Below are 18,539 nucleotides of genomic sequence, written 5' to 3' on the forward strand. Positions count from 1 at the left end.
TCAGTCGGTTCCCTCGCTCGCGTTCTGCGGTGTCTCGTGCTGGGCCGTGCGGACTCCGTCGGAGGTCCAGACCTTGCCGCCCAGCCGGTTGATCAGCGTGGTCGCGTACTGCTCCGCGACCTCGCGCGCGCCGTCGCGCGCGGTGGCCCGGATCTCCACCCACCAGGCCGGCGTGTCCACCACGCCGACCGTCGTGCCGAGCATCCGCTCCACCTCACCTGGCACCTGGATCAGCAGCGGCAGCTCGATCGACACCAGCGGCAGGTTGTCCTCGCCGCACAGCTGGACGACAGCCCCGCCGCTGACCGCGCGGACTCCGAGCTCCTCCCCCGCGGCAGACAGTCCGGCCAGAACGTCGTCACTCGACGGCCGCCCGTCAACCAGCGCCACCAAGTCGTAGGTCATGTTGTTGTTCCTCCGGTGGTCTGGCTGGCGGCTTGGACCGCGTCGGCCATGGCTGTCTGGACCAGTTGTGGCCCGTCGCCTCGTCGTACGAACAAACCGCGGCCGGGCGGGTAGTCGCCCGGGTACGCGCCGGTGAAGAGCTGACCCTCGCTCCGGTCGCCGGACAGCACCAGACCGGCTGCTCCGGACTCCATCACCGCGGACAGGAACGGCTCGTACAGCTGCCGCGACGCACCCGAGGCGCGCCGGGTCACGATGAAGTGCAGCCGGATGTCCCGCCCGGCTGCGACGTACGGCAGGAACGGGTCCATCGGCGACTGCCCGCCCGACGTCAGCAGGTCGTAGTCGTCCGCCAGTACGACGATCCGCGGGCCACCCTGGCCCGCTTCCGGAATCGCACCGGTGTCGTCCGGCATCCGCTTCGCCAGCTCCTGCGACACCCCGGCGGCCAGCCCGGCAGCGACCCGGCCGGTTGGCGCGTAGCCCCCGACGTACGCCTCCGGAACGAACTCGCGCAGACCGCGCCGCGGGTCCATCACCGCGAACACGAGCTGGTCGGACTGGTGCCGCTCGATCAGCTGCTGCACGATCAGCCGGACCATGTTGGTCTTGCCCGAGCCGCTGTCGCCGAACACGACCAGGTTGGTGTCGCGGCCGGCCAGGTCCAGGTACACCGGCGCCAGCGCACGCTCGTCGACACCGATCGGCACCACGGCCGGCTCGCGGACCTCGTCGGCCACCTGGTCCCGCGGCAGCTGCAGCGGCAGGATCCGGACCTGCGGGGCCCGTGGACCCTGCCAGGTGGACCGCACCGACACCGCCTGGGCCTCGAGCACCTCCGACAGGTTGTCGTCGTCGGCGAGACCGTCCACCCGCGGCAGCGCGAACTGGGCGTACAGCTTGCTGCCCGGCACCAGCATCCGGCCCGCACCGGCCTTGCGCAGCACCTCCTGCAGTCGCCGGTCGATGTTGGAGTCCGACGGGTCGTTCAGCCGGAGCTCGAGCATGGTGCCGAACATCGCCTGGTTCTGCATCCGGACGTCGTTCCAGCGCATCATCGACGCCACCACGTGTACGCCGTAGCTGCTGCCGCGTTGCAGGATGTCGGTGATCGGCTCGTCCAGCTCGTCGAACGTGGTCCGGATCGCGCCGAAGTTGTCGATCACCAGGACGACGTCGGCCGTCGGCAGCTCCTGGATCCGGCCCTCCGCGTGGTCTTTCCGCAGACCCTCCATCGTGTCGATGGCGTGGTTGCGGAACACCCGCTCGCGGTGGTCGATCATCGAGCGGATCTCCTCGACCGTCCGCCGGATCCGCTCCCGGTCGGTGCGCAGCGCGACACCGCCGACGTGCGGCAGCTCGGACAGCGCCTGCATCCCGCCACCCGCGAGGTCGAGCGCGTAGATCGCGACCTCCTGCGGGGTGTGAGTGTGCGCGAGTGAAGTGACCAGGGTGCGTAGCGCGGTCGTCTTGCCGGACGCCGGACCGCCGACGATTGCGGCGTGCCCACCGGCGCGGGTCAGGTCCAGCCGGAAGACCTCCTGGCGCTGGTTCGCCGGGTCGTCGACCACACCGACCGGCGGCTGCATCTGCGGCGCCCGGACCGCCAGCTGCAGGCCGCGGCCGTCCACGTAGTCGGCCCGTCCTCCCAGGGCGTCCAGCGTGCACGCGGACGGCAGCGGGGGCAGCCAGATCTTCAGCACCTGCTGAGCGGCCCGCCGTACCTGGTCGACGAAGATGTTCAGCTCGGTCGGACCCGTCGTACGCTCCGTGGCCTTCGCCTCGGCCACCGGCTTGGCCGCCTCGAGCTCCGCCTCGGACAGCTGGTACGGCGTCAGCTCGTGCGGCCGCACCTCCGTGCCCTCGTCCTCGATCACCGCGTCGTTCGGCGGGACGTACGGCCCGGACACGTACGCCGCCCGGAACCGCTGGTACACGCTCGTGTCGACCTTCAGGAACCCGAAGCCCGGCAGCGGCGGCAGGTGGAACGCGTCGGTGGTGTCCAGCACCGTCCGGCTCTCCTCCTCGGAGAACGTCCGCAGGCCGAGCCGGTAGGACAGGTAGGTCTCCAGGCCGCGCAGCTTGCCCGACTCGACCCGCTGGCTGGACAGCAGCAGGTGGACACCGATCGACCGGCCGATCCGGCCGATCGACAGGAACAGGTCGATGAAGTCCGGCCGCTCGTTCAGCAGCTCGCCGAACTCGTCGATGATCACGAACAGGTGCGGCAGCGGCGGCATGTCCGGCTTCTGCCGGCGGTGCAGCCGGTAGTCGGTGATGTTGGCGATGTTGCCGGCGTCCTTCAGCACCTGCTGACGGCGCAGCACCTCGCCTTCCAGGCTCTTGTAGGCCCGCTCGATCAGGCTCGCGTCGTCGCGCAGGTTGGTGATGATGCCGGCGACGTGCGGCACCTTCTCGAACGGGGCGAACGAGGCGCCGCCCTTGAAGTCGACCAGCACGAACGAGAGGTCCTCGGGACTGTGGGTGGCCATCAGCGCCATCACCATCGTCCGCAGCACCTCGGACTTACCGGAACCGGTCGCGCCGACGCACAGGCCGTGCGGGCCCATACCGAGCTGCGCAGACTCCTTCAGGTCGACCAGTACGACGGCGCCGCTGTCGTCGACGCCGAGCGGCACCCGCAGGAACGCCCGGTCGGACCGCGGCTGCCACAGCTGGTTGAAGTCCAGCTTGGCCACGTCGGTGATGCCGATCAGGCCCATGAAGTCGACGTCGTCGCGCTGCCCGTCCTCGTCCAGCGACTCCGCGGACAGCCGCAGCGGCGACAGCTCCCGGGCGATGCCCTCGGCGACCGGCGCCTCCATCCGGTCCACCTGTCCGCTGGCGGCCATCGGGTACTGGCCGCGCAGGTCCTCGATCCGGACCTCGTCGCCGTACACGGTGATCCGCATCGTCACCGAGCTCGGCTCCTGGAGCCGGTCCGCGACCAGGTGCAGGACGGTGACTCCGAGCTCGCCGGGGACGAGCGAGTCGTCGGCCTGCGGGCGGACCTCGGCGGCGACATCGCCGTACGTGTCGTGCAGGACGAGCAAGCGGCGGGTCAGCCGGCGGCGGTCCTCGAAGGCCACCGACCCGCGGCGCGACTCGGTCGCCCACTGCACGCGCTCGCTCAGGTCGGCTGACAGCAGCTGGGACAGCTTGAGCGGAGTCTCGGCGATCCGCCGGAACGGCGTCGGGCCCTGCTTGCGCTCCGGGTCCTGCACGTGCGGCAGCCAGCTCAGCCAGTGCCAGTCCGGCAGCGCGGACCGTGGGTGGGCGGCCGCGATCATCACGTCCTCGGGCGCGTGGAACACCGCTGTCTGGACGAGCAGCGAGCGGGCGATCCGGACCACGCCCTCGCGGTCCCCGACGATGCTGACGTTGCCGACGTGGTCGAGCGGGACGGTCAGCGGCATGTCCGGCATCTCGGTGAACCGCCGGACCAGCGCGTTCGCCTCGGCCATCATGAACTGGTCCGGCGGCTCCATCGCGGAACCGCCCTGACCCACCGTCGCCGGTACCACCGGCACCCGGCCGCTGCCGCACCGCGGCTGCAGGAAGTCACTGTCGGTACGGCGGCGCTCCCACAGCCGGGAGACGTCCGTCACACAGTCCAGCAGCGCGTCCGGCGGCGGGTTCAGCTCGAGCGCCTGGGCCCGGGCCTTGCGCTCCTCCTTGGCGAAGTCGTCGCGCATCCGCTCGAGGTAGTCCAGGTACCGGGTGCGCTGGCTCTTGCGGTCCTTGCCGCCCTTGCCGCGGGACGCGAGCATCCCGCCGACCGAGCCGACGAGGGTCAGCCCCAGCATGCCGATCCCGACCATCACCATCGGGCCGGAGCGGCCCATGGTCATCATCGCCACCGACCCGATGCTGCCCACCATCGGCAGGAGCATCTGCAGCGCCCCGCCGCCACCCCCGCCACCACCGCCACCACCGCCACCGAGGCTGGGCGCGACCTCGATCACGCGCTGCTGCTGCACCCCGGGGGCAGGTGTGCGTCGCGCCGGGCGGTGCACGATCCGGCTTGCCACTAAGGTTTTCCTCCGCTGGACCAGCCCGCGGTTGCGCGGGGGACTTCGTACTTCTTACCGACGGACGTGCGAGACACTGTAGTGGTGGGTGAGGTCATCGAATGACAGGCACGAACGATTCCACCGTGGTCGAAATGATTGCGGAGCTGGCGCCGATCTGGCTGCCCGGCTGTGTGGTGGACGCCACACAGCGCACGGTCGAGGTCGGCTGGGGGCGCGGCGCGTTGCAGATGTCCGCGGTGGTGGGCGTCGGCGAGATCGTCGATCGTTGCCTTCAGCTACCACAGGAACGCTGGCCCGAACAGATCGAGGCCTGGCTGCGGGCCGTCGTCGCCGAGGGTGAGCTCGCGACCGACGAGCACCGGTTCGGCGACGTCGCGGAACGCCAACGCGCGCTGCTGGTGCAACGCGGCTGGTCGGCCCGCACCGCCGGCCCGGTCGCCGATGCCTTGCTGCCGTTCGGCGACCACTTCGAAGTGGTCGTGTTCGTCCGGACGGGCTCCGAGCTCCGGCGGCTGACCGTCGTACGGCGTTCGATGCTGGGTCTCGGGGATCCCGGCGTACCGTCGCCGGTGCGGCTCACGCTGACCGAGATCGCCGATCTGGAGCCGCAGGAGCGGGACGGGATCTCGATCCTCAGCCGCGACGACGACCCACTGGTGTCGATGGCGATCGTCGACCGGGAAAACCTGTTGCCGCAGGCATCCATAGGCGCGGGCGTGCTGATCGGGGTCCCCCGGTTGAGCACCGTTGCCTACTGCCCCGCCGACGCCGGCCAGGACCGCGCCGACGCGCTGGCCCGCTGGGTCGCCGACAGCTACCGCGGCGCCCCGGACCAGTGCTCCCCCGACCTCTTCTGGCTCCAGGGCGACCAAATGGTCCAGGTCCCGGTCACGCTGGCCACACCCCCCAGCGCCGTACTCCCCGCCGCCCTCAAACCCCAACCCCGCCGAACCTGGCTACGCCACCTCTTCGGCCGCTAGCCCGCACGGTCCAGCGCGTCGAGCGCCGCCGGGTCGATCGGCACCGGCTCCAACTCGGCGCGCTCCTCGAGCGAACGGATCGCGAACGCGATCAATCCCAGCTCGATCATCCCAGGCCCGCGCGCGTAGCCACCGCCCCGCTCGAACAGCGCAAGCATCGGCGCCGCCCCCGCGGTCACCTCGAAGGAGACGGGCTGACCGGGCCGGAGGTGGTTTGTGTCGGGGTTGGCTGCTGGTTCTGCTTCTCCTTGGCCTGCGACGACTTGAAGTAGGACACTCCCGCGCAGCCGGCACACGCCACCGCACCGATCATCACACTGGCAAGCACCCTGCCGGTCTGCTCGTTCAACGTGTTCTTGGCCCGCTCAGCCCCGAACAACCAAGCTTCCCGCAACCGCCGCCGCCGAACCGCCACCGACTCAATGACCTGAGTCCCATAACTACCGGACACTCAGCCCTCCCGATCCAGCGCATCGAGCGACTCCGCATCGATCGGCTCCGGCCTCAACTCGGCCCGAACGGTCACGGACCGGATCGGGAACGCGATGCCACCGAGCTCGATCTGCCCAGGCCCCAGCGCATAGCCGCCGCCCCGGTCGAAGAGCGCAAGCAGCGGCTCGTACGGATCCTCGAGCTCCGGGAACCGCTGCCGGGGCAGGTCACCGAGCGCCGCCCAGCGCACGATTGCCGTGGCGATGTCCGTCCGCACCGGGTACGGGTCAGCGGACGACTCGTCCGGCTCGAGCCTGGCCAGCAGCGCCGGATCAACGGCGACCTCCGGATCGACCGCACCCGCCAGATCGCCGAACGGCCAGCTCTCCTCCGCTCCGACGGCGAGCGCCCATCGCGCTGACCGCCGGAGGAACTCACCGGTCAGCCGGGCGCGGGACAGCTGCTGCGCGAACGCGGCCTCGCCGTCCCACTTCACGGCGAGCAGGCGCTCGGCCATCCGCTCCGCGGCGGCCATGTCGGTCACCATCCCATCTGCTCCTTGATAGACCGAACGATCTCATCCAGGTTGGCCTTGGACACATCCTGGGCCCGGAAGCCATCCGGGAAGGGCGACACCAACCCGTGATTGCCCCAAACGGGCTGCAGCAAGTTGACCTCCCTGCCGGCCCTCGCCGACAGCGGCGCCAGCTCGTGCGGCCCCGGCGTGGCCGGCTTGTACGCCTCTCCCCGCCAGGCAGCCGGGTCCGCGGAGTTGTACGGCTGGCCGGTCTCTGCCAGGAGCTTGGCTTCCACGTACTCGTGCGCGATGAGTGACCGCATCTCGTTCTGCTCTGAGCCGGTGAGGTACTTGCCGTCCATCACCTTGATCCAGAGGTCAGGGATGCCCGGCAGCGGGCTGAGGTAGCCGTACCGCAGTTCGCCCGGTCCGACCGCGACCTCATGCTTGTTGACGAACATGTTGCGCTTGGCGACATCGACCAACTCTTCGATCTCGGCCAGCTTGGCCGGGTCGTCGTCGTGCAGGTCGAGTTCCTCGGCGACCTTCGGTACGTCGTCCGTAGCTTCCCGGATGCGGCGATACATCCGCTCCAGCCGCTCCGGCTCCTTGGTGATGAACTCGCCCCCGGGCGCCTCGTACACGGGGTACTCGGAGTTGTGCCCGGCGCCCATCCTGAGCGGCTGCTCCGCCGCCGGCGGCTCCGCCGAACTTGGCGGCTCGGCCGAGCCGTGCTGGTCCGCAGACCCGTACGGGTCGGGCTGCGAGCCGTAAGGATCCGGCTGGGAGCCGTACGGGTCGGGCTGGCCGCCGTACGGATCTGGCTGGTTGCGGGGTTGGCCGCCGTACTGGTCGGGGGTGTGCTGGCCCGGCGCGTGCTGGCCCGGCGCGTGCTGGCTTGGTGTGTGCGGCTGCTCCGGCGTGTGGCGCGCGTACGGTCCGAACTCATCCGGCCGAGCCCCCGGCCCGAACGGCTGCCGCGGTGCGTCGTACGGCTGCCCCGGGTGTTGCCCCGGGAACTGACCCGGCTGACTGGCGTGACCTGGCTGCTCGGGGTACCTGTACGGCGTCGGCGCCTCGTACGGCGGCCGTCCCGGCTGACTCGGGTACTGCCCCGGCCCATCCGGCTGCCGCGGGTTGTAGCCCGGCTGCTGACCCGGCTGCTGGTACGGGTCCGGCTGCCGCGGCGGGTGCTGACCCGGACTCGGTTGCTGGTACGGGTCTGGCTGCCGCGGCGGGTGCTGCTGCGGACGCTGCCCCGGATGCGGTTGCTCGTACGGGTTGTCCGGCGACCGGTGAGTCCCAGGCGCATCAAACGGCGCCTGCCCCGGCTGCTGCCCCGGGTATTGCCCAGGACGCTGCCCCGGTTGACCGGGCTGGCCCGGGTGATACGGGTCAGGCTGCCGCGGCGGGTACTGCTGCGGCCGCCCAGGCTCATACCCAGGCGTCTGGTGCGGCTGCCCTGGGAACTGACCAGGCTGCTGCCCCGGCTGAGGGTGCTGGCCTGGCTGTGGGTGCTGGCCCGGCTGGTACCGGTCGGGCTGCCGCTGCGGGTACGGCGGCTGACCCGGCTGCTGCGGGTCGTACCCGGGTTGCTGTCCCGGCTGCTGCGGATGCTGGTACGGGTTCTGACCTGGCTGGTGGTACGGGTTCGGCTGCTGCGGTTCGTACCCAGGTTGCGGCCGCGTCCACGGCCCCTCCGGCTGCCCAGGCCCGAAGTGCTGCGACTGCCCCGGACCATACGACTGCTGAGGCTGCTGCCCTTGGTGCTGCCCAGGCTGCTGATGCGGCTGACCAGGACCGTACGACTGCTGCGGCGGCCCATAGTCCGGCTGCTGCGGCCCCGGCCCGTAGTCGGGCTGCTGCCCCGGGCCGTACTGCCCCGGCTGACCGGTCTGATGCCCCTTCGGACCAAACTGGCCCTCGGGCTGCTGCCCCGGGTGATAACCCGGCTGCTGACCAGTCGGGCCGAACTGTCCTTCAGGGTGGTACCCCGGCTGCTGCGGAGCCTGCTGCCCCGGCCCGTAACCGGGCTGCTGGTGCTGCCCCGGACCATACGACTGCTGCGGCGGGCCGTAATCCGGCTGCGGGTGCTGACCCGGACCGTAACCGGACTGCTGGTGCTGCGGCGGCCCATAGTCGGGCTGCTGGTGCTGACCGGGACCGTACGACTGCTGCGGCGGCCCGTAGTCCGGCAGCGGGTGCTGGCCGGGACCGTAGGCGGGTTGCTCGTGCTGACCCGGACCGTATGACTGCTGCGGCGGGCCGTAGTCGGGCTGCCCCGGGCCGAACGGCTGCTGCGGCTGGGCTGGCTGGCGGTTCTGCATCTGGTCGCGCCAGTAGTTGTTCCGCTTGTCCGGCTCGACCACGATCGGATCCATCCGCTCACCCGGCGGTACGTCGACCGGCCCGCCGTGATCGCGGACGTGAACATGCCACGTGTTCGTCTCCCGATCGAACTCCAGCTTCGTCGGGTAGAACGGCTGGTGCGGCGGGTGAATGACCTCGTCGACGCCAAGGGCCTTGTCCCGCAGGAACGACACGTCCTTACCGTGCCGGGCGTCGACGTGCATGATCACCCTGGCCGGAGCGAAGTCGCCGCCGCTGAAGATCCTGGCGCCGTCGACGTCCTTGTCCGAGTGCGTGAACCCCGGCTCCCGCACGGTGTTCCCCGGCCGGTACCTGTTCAGGAACGCCTGCAGGTCTTCGACCGTGTCGAGGGTGATCCCGCGGTGGATCTCGCCGTGGAAGTCGGGCAGGCGGTTCAGCGCCGACGTGGCCATCCGGACCAGCGGCATCTGCTCGACGCGCGGGTCGCCCTCGCGGAAGGCCCGGTTGATGTCCTGGTGCGGCATCCCGAGCATCTCTTCCATCGCGTTCAGCTCGAGGTCCGAGAAGTCGTCGATGCTGTCGCCGAGCTGTGCCCGCCCGCGACCACGGTGCTCAGCCATCCTGGCCGTGTCGATCGACCTGAAGGTGTTCCGGTACGCCGCCTCGTCAGCGCGAGACGCCCGGAACCCCCGGTCCCCCAGCTCCGACCCCCGGAACGGCCCATCATCCGGCACCGCACCATACGGATCAGCCGAACCGTCCGGCACCCGCGACTCCGGCGCACGCCCGTCAGCTGCATGCGACTCCGGCGCCCGCCCATCCGGCGTACCCGACTCCGGTGTGCGCCCGTCGGGCGTGCGTCCGTCTGGCGCGTGCGTCTCCGGTGTGCGTCCGTCCGGTGTACGTCCGTCCGGCGTGCCGGTCTCCGTGCGACCGTCCGGGGTTCGCCCGTCTGGCGCGTGCGTCTCCGGGGTCCGGCCGTCCGGCGTGCGCGAGTCCGGCGTTCCCGACTCCGGGGTGCGCCCGTCCGGGCCATGGCCGTCCGGCGTTCGCGAGCCCGGCGTACCGGTCTCCGGTGTGCGTCCGTCGGGCGTACGTCCGTCTGGCGCGTGCGTCTCCGGGGTCCGGCCGTCCGGCGTACCAGTCTCCGTGCGACCGTCCGGGGTGCGACCGTCCGGGGTGCGCCCGTCCGAGGCATTGCCGTCTGGCGTCCGGGAGCCCGGTGTACCGGTCTCTGGTGCGCGCCCGGCCGGCGCATGCGTCTCCGGTGTGTGGCCGTCCGGCGTGCGCGACCCCGGCGTACCCGTCTCCGGCGCGCTCCCGTCTGGCGCATGCGCGTCCGGGGTTCCGCCGTCCGGCGTCCGCGAGACCGGGGGTCCTGTCTCCGGTGTGCGTCCGGCCGAGGTGCCCGTCTGCGGGGTGTGTGCGTCCGGGGTGCCCGTTTGCGGGGTGTGGTCGCCCAGGGGGGTTTGGGGGCGTTGGTACTGCATCTGGGAGGCCGGGGGCATGTCGGCGGGGCGGGGTGGGCCTTCCCAGCGGCCGCCTGGTTCGCGGACGGCGAACTGGATCGAGGTGATGTCGCCGGGGTGGCCGTTGGCGGGGTCGGCGTACGGGTTCCTCGGGTGCGGGCTGTGGTGACCGTCCGGGAACGCATCGACGATCCGGCCACCGGGCGGCTGGGCGTCGAGGAACTTGACCCGGCCGTGCTGGTCGACGAACGCGTTCAGGACGTGCCCACCGCCGGGGATGTTGGGCATCGAGGATCGCCAGGTGACGAAGATGTTCGCGTGCGTGCCCGGCGGACGGCCGCTCAGCGCGTCGTACACCCTGCGGTAGGCGGCGTTGGTGAAGTCGGCCGGGTCTGCGTTCCAGTCCTGCACCGCCATCCGCTGGTCCGCCGGGAAGTCCGCGAGGTCCATCCACTCGAGGGTGGCTTCCGGGTTCTCGCCGTTGGCGAGCCTCCGCCCGGCGGCCAGGTCCGGGGTGTCCCCGTTCAGGATCTCCGCGACCCTGCGGGATACGTCCGCGCAGTTCATCCGGTACTGCGGGCCCACGCCGTGGTCCGGGTTGACGTTACCGACCCAGTTCTCGGGGTTCTCGTGCGGCGGGCGGCCGACCGACTCGCGCAGGTCGCTGCGGCGGGGGTCCGCCGGGTGCGGCTCGATGTACTGGTCCGGGTCGATCTGCGACCGCGGCTTGCCCGGCTCCGGGCGCAAGTACTCCGGCTTCAGCCGATCGATCTCGACCTGACGCGCCAGCGGGGTGTCGTACGTCGGGTCGTTGCCGCCGTCGGGCGCGTCCGGTTCCCGACGTACGGCGGTCGGGTCGTACTCCGGGTCGTAGCCGCGCGGACCCCAGGACTCGCCGGGCGTACGACCGGCCGCCGGCGCCTCGGGCCGCCCGGGCCGGAGCAGCGCACTCGGGGTCTGCGCCGGGTCCTCGGTGTGCGGCCTGTTCGGGGTGTTCGGCTGGTTCGGGGTGTGCGGCGCGTTCGGGGTGTTGGGCTGGTGCGGCGTGTTGGGGGTGTTCGGAGTGTTGGGCGTGTTCGGTGCATGGCTGGCATGACCGGGTACGCCGGGATGCAGCGGCATGACCGGTGTCACTGCCGGGTCCGCGTTCCGCGCTGCGACCGGGTCGGGCGTGTGCGTGGTCGGCGCGTTAGGAGTGTTCGTCTCCGGTACGCGCGACGTGCCAGGCGTATTCGGAGTGCTCGTCTCCGGCGTCCGCGTCGTGCCCGGCGTGTGCGTCTCGGGAGTCCGAGAGGTCCCCGGCGTCGTCGTCTCCGGAGTCCGCGAGGTCTCGGGAGTATGTGTCGTCTCCGGGGTCCGCGACGTCTCAGGAGTCCGCGAGGTCTCCGGCGTGTGCGTCGTCGAATCCGGCGTGCGCGATGTCTCCGGGGTCCGCGACGTTTCCGGGGTTCGCGAGGTCTCCGGAGAGTGCGTCGTCGAGTCCGGCGTCCGCGACGTCTCCGGCGTATGCGTCGAGTCGGGGGTCCGCGAGGCGTCCGGGGTGTGCGTGGACGAGTCCGGCGTACGCGACGTGCTCGGCGCGTTCGAGTCGGGAGTGCGCGAGGTGCTCGGGGCATTCGAGTCCGGCGTACGCGAGGTGCTCGGGGCATTCGAGTCCGGCGTCCGCGACGTACTCGGCGCGTTCGAATCCGGCGCCCGCGAAGTGCTCGGGGCGTTCGAGTCCGGCGTACGCGAGGTGCCAGGCGACGTCGATGCGTCCGGCGTACGGGTCGTACCAGGCGACGTAGACGAGTCCGGCGTGCGGGTCGTGCCGGGTGAGGTTGTCGAGTCTGGTGTGCGGGTGCTGGGCGACGTCGGAGCGTCCGCACCGCGGCCGCCGGGGGACGTCGTGGTCGTGTCGGGAGCCCGCGTGGCCGGTGACGCCGTCGTGTCCGGCGTGTTGGAGCCGGGCGTGGTCGTCGTGGTGTCCGGCGCCCGGTTGGTCGGCGTCGTCGTACCAGGGTCCGAGTGTGAGACAGGCGTCGAGTCCGCGCTCGGCGCATGCGTCGTACTGGGCGCGTCCACCGTAGGCGTGTCGACCGACGGCGCGTTGACCGAGGGCGCATCCACCGACGGAGCATGAGCCGAAGGCGCGTCCACCGAGACGTTCGGCGTGTCGACGCTGGGCGCGTCCACCGACGGTACGTCGATCCTCGGGACGCCCTGCATCTTGAAGGTGTCGCCGACGATCGGGATCTTCGACAGTCCGCCGACCACGTCGCCGACCTTCGGGATCTTCGTCACCGCGCCGAGCGCCATGTCGTGCATGCCGATCCGCATGCCCTGCAGCTTCGAGGCAGCGCCGGCGACCTTCGACACCGCCATGCTCGCGGCCCCGAACTTGCCGGCCATCGCCGCGGTCTTCACCGCGCCGGCGGTACCACCACTGGCCACGGTCGCGACGACGTTGGTCAGCGCCATGCCGAGCGCCTTGCCCGGGTTCTTCGCCCACTCGTCCCAGGCGACGAAGCCCTTGAACATCTGCTCGCCCATCGTGAGGCCCATCTCGCCCCAGTCCTTGACCCAGTCCGGGCGGGTGTCCTGGCCGGTGAGCTTGTCCATGCCCCACCAGGCGAGCTGGATCGGCGCGGTCACGATCTGGCCGACCATGGTGCCGAGGCCCACCCAGGCGTTGCCGGCGTCCTCCCAGGTCGGGATGTCGTAGCCGAGGGTGTCCTTCGCCCAGTCCTTCAGGCCGGGGATCATGCCCAGCAGCGGGAGCACCGGGATCAGTGTCAGAAGGCCCTCGATGGTCTCACCGACGACCGTGGCGACGCCGACGACGAAGTCCACCGGGAACTCGACGATGTCCTGCCACAGCGGCTTGTCCCGCTCTTCCGGCGTACCCCACGCGGGCTCCGGCGGGTCGCCTTCCTCTTCCTTCGGCTCCGGCGGCTTCTCGCCTTCGCGGACGCCGGTCTCCGGGTCCCAGGTCTTGCCGCCGTGCAGCTTGACGATCTCGTTGGCCGCGGTGAAGCAGAGATCGGGCAGCTCTTCCTGGACGATCCGGGTGACGTCACCAACCATCCGGTTGTTGTCGTCGATCATGTCCTGGTCGTTCTGCCACTCCGGGTTCCGGTTCTTCCGGCGGTGCCACTCGTAGGCCTCTTCCCGGATGTCCTTCAGCGTCCCCAGCCGGCTGCGCACCGCGTCGGCGAGCGTGTCCAGGTGCCCGGACATCTTCGGCAGGCTCGGGCCGAACTCGGTGAGGTTGGCCTGGATCTTCTTCGTCGAGTTGACCAGCAACTCGCGCTCCGGGGCGTGGTACACGCCGTTCAGCCGCTGGAAGGTGTTGTGCACACCGTTGCCCACGTCGGTGAAACCCTGCCCGAGACCGCCCAGCTTCGACACGTTCCGGTCGAGGGCCGAGACCACTTTGTCGAGCTCTGTGATCGGGATGCCTTCGGGTTTGATCATGTCAGTTCAGTCCTCGGTCGAACGCGGGATCAACGATTGCTGCTGGTACGGCGTACGGCCGCGATCACGACTGCGGACGCGCGGCCGCGATCGCCTGCTCGAGCGTCTGCTCGCTCGGCGCGAACGAACTGATGCCGTGGTCGGCCACCAGGAACATCAGGTTCGCGTAGCCCGGCGGGACGAAGACGAGAAACTCCTCCACCTGGTACGCCGCCCAGTCCGCCAGCTCCTCGGCGGTCGCACCCAGCTCGGGCGACGGCGCTTCGGCGGTCAGCCACTCCGCGAGCCGCACCCGGCCGGCCTGCGCGACCTCCGGCGGCGCGACCGACGCTTCCTGCTCGCTCATACGGCCCTGTTCCTTCCGGTCGGCTGCGGGTTTCCTCCCGGCGGATTCGGGACCACACCGTTCTTCGCGTTCCGCTGGGCGTTCAGGACCATCTCTTCCTGGCCGTCCATGTACGCCTGCAATGCGTTCTGGGCGCCGGTCAGCGATGCGCCGACCTGCTTGGCCGCGGCCTCCAGGGTCGGCTGCCAGTGCTGGCCGTACTCGCTGAGGGCGACGGCCACGATCGTGAAGGTCTCGTAGTTCAGGCCCTCCATGATCGCGCCCAGCTGCTCGCCGTACGACTTCGCCAGTCCGTCGAACGGCTCCGCCTCGGTCACCGTGTCGGTGAGGACCTTGCTCGCGCCGGCGACGTCGATGTCCCAGTCCACTGTCACTCCTCAGATCTGCCGGAAGCTGCCCACAACAAGCCCGGACGCGCCCCGCCGCGCGGGGAACGTCCAGGGCGGGTGCTGCTGTGCGGTACGGCGGTCAGCCGCCGATGCCGTCGACCGCGGCCGACGCCTTCTTCAGCGTCGCGGCGGCGGTCGCGTCGTTCTGCGACAGCGTCTCCTTCAGCGACTGGATGATCGCCAGGGTCTGGTCGGCCGCCTTGTTGAAGCGGTCCTCGACGGCGCGGTAGTTCTCGGTCACGCCGCTGGCCGAGGCGTCCGAGAGGGCCGCGGTCACGTTCTGCTTGTGGGTGGCGATCAGGCCCGAGATCTGGCCGGAGAGGCTGTTGATCTTCGACTGCACCTCGCCCGAGGCTCCGGTGTCGTAGCTGTTGCGGTTTGCCATCGTCGATTCCTCTCTCAGCGCTTGCCGAACTTGGCGGCGTTGAAGTCTGCCGCGCCCTGGTTCTTCTTCGCGGTGTCGGCCATCTCGCTGTCACCGGTGCGGAAGGCGGTGTCCATCCCGGACTGGCCCTGGTTGATGGCGGACAGGCCGGCGTTCAGGTCGGCCGCGATGCCGTCCACGTTCGCCTTGAAGGCGTCGAACATCTGCTTGCCGGCACCGCTCATCTTGCCTTCCAGCGGCTGCGCAGCGGCGACCAGCTGCTTCACCAGACCACCCAGGTCCTGCGTCCCGGTCGAGGTCTTCTTGGCCAACTGGCTCAGGGTGTCCTGGCCCATGTCCCAGCGTCCGGTCACAATCTCTCCTTCGAAGTGTGGTTTCGCCGCACGGTCACGATAGTCGGAGGTACGGGTCACCGACCGGCCGCCCGCCGCCCGCGCGCACCTTTCGACCACGAACGAAAGGCACCCGCGACGCACCCGTGAAATTCCGCCCCGGCCGCCCGGAAAAACTGTTGCCTGAGCCAACTACTGTCCTGGGCAGCCGACGCGGAGCTGACCGGGTCAGACAGCAACAGCCCCCAGCCGGTTGGCTAGGGGCTGCTGTGCAGGATGATCAGCTGGCCGCGCGTTTCCTCGTCGCGGGGGCCTTCTTCGCCACCGTCTTCTTCGCGACGGCCTTCTTGGCCGGGGCCGCCTTCTTTGCGGGGGCCTTCTTCGCAGCCGGCGCCTTCTTGGCCGCCGCCACGGCCGCCTGCTTCTTTGCGCTCGGCTTCGCGGCCCGCCCGTTCAGGATCTCGGCCAGGAACTCTCCCGTGTACGACGCCGCGTTCGCCGCCACGTCCTCCGGCGTACCCTCGCCCACCAGCGTGCCACCTCGGCGGCCGCCGTCCGGACCGAGGTCGATGATCCAGTCGGCGGTCTTGATCACGTCGAGGTTGTGCTCGATGACCAGCACCGAGTTGCCCTTGTCCACCAGACCGCCGAGGACGCCGAGCAGCTTGCGGATGTCCTCGAAGTGCAGACCGGTGGTCGGCTCGTCCAGCACGTACACCGTCCGGCCGGTCGACCGCTTCTGCAGCTCGGACGCCAGCTTCACCCGCTGCGCCTCACCACCGGACAACGTCGGGGCCGGCTGACCGAGCCGGACGTAACCCAGGCCCACCTCGGTCAGCGTGGTCAGGTGCCGCGAGATCGCCGGGATGGCGGCGAAGAACTCCGACGCCTCCTCGATCGGCATGTCCAGGATGTCCGCGACCGTCTTGCCCTTGTAGTGCACCTCGAGCGTCTCCCGGTTGTACCGGGCGCCGTGGCACACCTCGCACGGGACGTAGACGTCCGGCAGGAAGTTCATCTCGATCTTGAGCGTGCCGTCACCGGAGCAGGCCTCGCACCGGCCGCCCTTGACGTTGAACGAGAACCGGCCCTGTTGATACCCGCGGACCTTCGCTTCCGGCGTCTCCGCGAACAGCTTGCGGACGTGGTCCCAGACCCCGGTGTAGGTGGCAGGGTTCGATCGCGGCGTCCGGCCGATCGGCGACTGGTCGACGTGGATGACCTTGTCGACCAGCTCCATCCCGGAGATCTTCGTGTGCCGGCCGGGCACCGCGCGGGCGCCGTAGATCTGCCGCGCCAGCGAGGTGTAGAGGATGTCGTTGACCAGCGTCGACTTGCCCGAGCCGGACACACCGGTGACCGCGACGAACACCCCGAGCGGGATGGTGACGTCGATGTCCTTCAGGTTGTTCTGCCGGGCGCCGTACACGGTCAGCTCGCGACCCTCGGTGAGCGGCCGGCGGATTGCCGGGATCGGGATCTCGCGGCGACCGGAGACGTACGCACCGGTGATCGAGTCCGGGTGGTTCTTCAGGTCGTCGACGGTGCCCGAGACGACCACCTGGCCGCCGTGCTCGCCGGCGCCGGGGCCGATGTCGACCACCCAGTCGGCGTGGTCGATGGTGTCCTCGTCGTGCTCGACCACGATCAGCGTGTTGCCGAGCTCCTTCAGCCGGACCAGGGTGTCGATCAGCCGCCGGTTGTCCCGCTGGTGCAGGCCGATCGACGGCTCGTCGAGCACGTACAGAACGCCGACCAGCCCGGAGCCGATCTGGGTCGCGAGCCGGATCCGCTGCGCCTCGCCGCCGGACAGCGACCCGGCCGGACGGCTGAGCGCCAGGTAGTCCAGGCCGACGTCGAGCAGGAACCGCAGCCGCTCGCCGATCTCCTTGACCACCCGCTCCGCGATCTGTTTCTCCCGCGGGGTCAGGTCCATCTGGCGCAGGAAGTCGTGCACCTCGTCGATCGACATCGCGCTGATCTCGGCGATGTTCTTCCCGCCCAGCGTGACCGCCAGCGAGATCGGCTTCAGCCGCGCGCCGTTGCAGGCCAGGCACGGCACCTCGCGCATGTACTCCTCGAACCGCTCCCGGCTGGTGTCGCTCGACGCCTCCGCGTGCCGCCGCTCGACGTACGGGATCACACCCTCGAAGGTGGTGTAGTAGGACCGCTCGCGGCCGTACCGGTTCTTGTAGGAGACGTGCACCTGCCGGTCGTGGCCGGTGAGCAGCGACTTCTTCGCCTTCGCCGGCAGCTCGCCGAACGGCGTGGTGGTCTTGATCTTCAGGTCCGTGGCCAGCGCCGCCAGCAGGCGCTCGAAGTACTGCGTGACGTTCGCCCCTGACCACGGCTGGATCGCTCCCTCCTCCAGCGACTTCGACGGGTCCGGGACCAGCAGCTCCGGGTCGACCTCCATCCGGGTGCCGAGACCGGTGCACACCGGGCAGGCGCCGTACGGCGAGTTGAAGGAGAACGACCGGGGTTCGAGCTCGTCGATGGCCAGCGGGTGGTCGTTCGGGCAGGCGAGCTTCTCGGAGAACCGGCGCTCGCGGTGCGGGTCGTTGTCGGGCAGGTCGACGAAGTCGAGCACGACCAGCCCGCCGGCCAGGCCGAGGGCGGTCTCGATCGAGTCGGTCAGCCGCTGCTTCGCGGAGCTCTTCACCGCGAGCCGGTCGACCACGACGTCGATGCTGTGCTTCTTCTGCTTGTCCAACTTCGGCGGCTCGGTCAGCTGGATCGTCTCGCCGTCCACCCGGGCCCGGGAGAAACCCTGTCCGCTGAGCTGGCGGAACAGGTCGACGTACTCCCCCTTGCGGCCGCGGACGACCGGCGCGAGCACCTGGAACCGGGTGCCCTCGTCCAGCTCGAGCACCCGGTCCACGATCTGCTGCGGAGTCTGCCGCGCGATCGGCTCCCCGCACTCCGGGCAGTGCGGCCGGCCGGCCCGGGCGAACAGCAGGCGGAGGTAGTCGTAGACCTCAGTGATCGTGCCGACAGTCGAGCGCGGGTTCCGGGAGGTGGACTTCTGGTCGATCGAGACCGCCGGTGACAGGCCCTCGATGAAGTCGACGTCCGGCTTGTCCATCTGGCCGAGGAACTGCCGCGCGTACGCCGACAGGGACTCGACGTAGCGCCGTTGGCCCTCGGCGAAGATCGTGTCGAACGCCAGGCTGGACTTGCCGGACCCGGACAGCCCGGTGAAGACGATCATGGCGTCCCGCGGCAGGTCGACCGAGACGTCCTTCAGGTTGTGCTCACGCGCTCCGCGCACGATCAGACGGTCAGACACAAGCTCACTCTCAGCCGTTCTCGAGGGGTTCCCGGATGGATCTCTGGCATGCCCCGGTCATGCTAACCAGGCCCACCGACAAAAACTTCCGGCGCCGGATCGGGCGTCCCGCGCCGGCCGCCTTCGAAAGTATATTCGACCGCGGACACCGGTTCTGGCAACTCGGCCACATGA

The 18,539-nt window shown here is 70.2% G+C and carries 11 protein-coding genes; 1 reads left to right on the forward strand and 10 read right to left on the reverse strand.

What is annotated here, in order from left to right; translation table 11 throughout:
• Window positions 1-405, reverse strand: a complete 405-nt coding sequence (locus ACIBL3_RS30985) for a hypothetical protein (protein ID WP_396357275.1) — start codon at window positions 403-405, stop codon at window positions 1-3.
• Window positions 402-4,436 (reverse strand): type VII secretion protein EccCa, encoded by a 4,035-nt coding sequence (eccCa, locus tag ACIBL3_RS30990; RefSeq protein ID WP_396357276.1) that lies wholly within the window; start codon window positions 4,434-4,436, stop codon window positions 402-404. Before eccCa ends, ACIBL3_RS30985 begins: the two co-directional genes overlap by 4 nt.
• A gap of 134 nt (window positions 4,437-4,570) precedes the next feature.
• Here eccCa and ACIBL3_RS30995 point away from each other — a divergent pair, with 134 nt between their 5' ends.
• Window positions 4,571-5,419 carry a hypothetical protein gene (locus ACIBL3_RS30995; protein WP_396357277.1) on the forward strand — a complete coding sequence of 283 codons (849 nt, stop codon included), beginning with the start codon at window positions 4,571-4,573 and terminating at the stop codon, window positions 5,417-5,419.
• On the opposite strand, the gene ACIBL3_RS31000 is transcribed toward ACIBL3_RS30995, so the two are convergent.
• From ACIBL3_RS31000 to uvrA, 8 genes are all read right to left on the reverse strand, one after another.
• A complete protein-coding gene (locus tag ACIBL3_RS31000; RefSeq protein WP_396357278.1) occupies window positions 5,416-5,577 on the reverse strand; it encodes a hypothetical protein in 162 nt (53 codons plus the stop codon). The genes ACIBL3_RS30995 and ACIBL3_RS31000 overlap by 4 nt on opposite strands.
• Window positions 5,578-5,870: 293 nt before the next feature.
• The gene (locus ACIBL3_RS31005) at window positions 5,871-6,398 is read right to left on the reverse strand and encodes a hypothetical protein (RefSeq protein ID WP_396357279.1); all 528 of its coding nucleotides are present in this window, start codon (window positions 6,396-6,398) and stop codon (window positions 5,871-5,873) included.
• Complete coding sequence (locus tag ACIBL3_RS31010; protein ID WP_396357280.1) at window positions 6,392-13,624, reverse strand: toxin glutamine deamidase domain-containing protein; 7,233 nt, start codon at window positions 13,622-13,624, stop codon at window positions 6,392-6,394. Before ACIBL3_RS31010 ends, ACIBL3_RS31005 begins: the two co-directional genes overlap by 7 nt.
• Window positions 13,625-13,688: 64 nt before the next feature.
• Window positions 13,689-13,970: a hypothetical protein gene (locus ACIBL3_RS31015; protein WP_396357281.1), complete on the reverse strand. Its 282-nt coding sequence runs from the start codon at window positions 13,968-13,970 to the stop codon at window positions 13,689-13,691.
• Window positions 13,967-14,338, reverse strand: a complete 372-nt coding sequence (locus tag ACIBL3_RS31020) for a DUF6507 family protein (protein ID WP_396357282.1) — start codon at window positions 14,336-14,338, stop codon at window positions 13,967-13,969. The genes ACIBL3_RS31015 and ACIBL3_RS31020 overlap by 4 nt, the downstream gene beginning before the upstream one ends.
• 100 nt (window positions 14,339-14,438) lie before the next feature.
• The gene (locus tag ACIBL3_RS31025; protein ID WP_396357283.1) at window positions 14,439-14,744 is read right to left on the reverse strand and encodes a pore-forming ESAT-6 family protein; all 306 of its coding nucleotides are present in this window, start codon (window positions 14,742-14,744) and stop codon (window positions 14,439-14,441) included.
• A 14-nt stretch (window positions 14,745-14,758) separates the two neighbouring features.
• Window positions 14,759-15,097 (reverse strand): hypothetical protein, encoded by a 339-nt coding sequence (locus ACIBL3_RS31030; protein ID WP_396357284.1) that lies wholly within the window; start codon window positions 15,095-15,097, stop codon window positions 14,759-14,761.
• 259 nt (window positions 15,098-15,356) lie between these two features.
• Window positions 15,357-18,365 carry an excinuclease ABC subunit UvrA gene (gene uvrA, locus ACIBL3_RS31035; protein ID WP_396357285.1) on the reverse strand — a complete coding sequence of 1,003 codons (3,009 nt, stop codon included), beginning with the start codon at window positions 18,363-18,365 and terminating at the stop codon, window positions 15,357-15,359.
• Between the last annotated feature and the right edge of the window lie 174 nt (window positions 18,366-18,539).

The sequence above is a fragment of the Kribbella sp. NPDC050124 genome, assembly GCF_044460355.1.
Taxonomy (GTDB): Bacteria; Actinomycetota; Actinomycetes; order Propionibacteriales; family Kribbellaceae; genus Kribbella.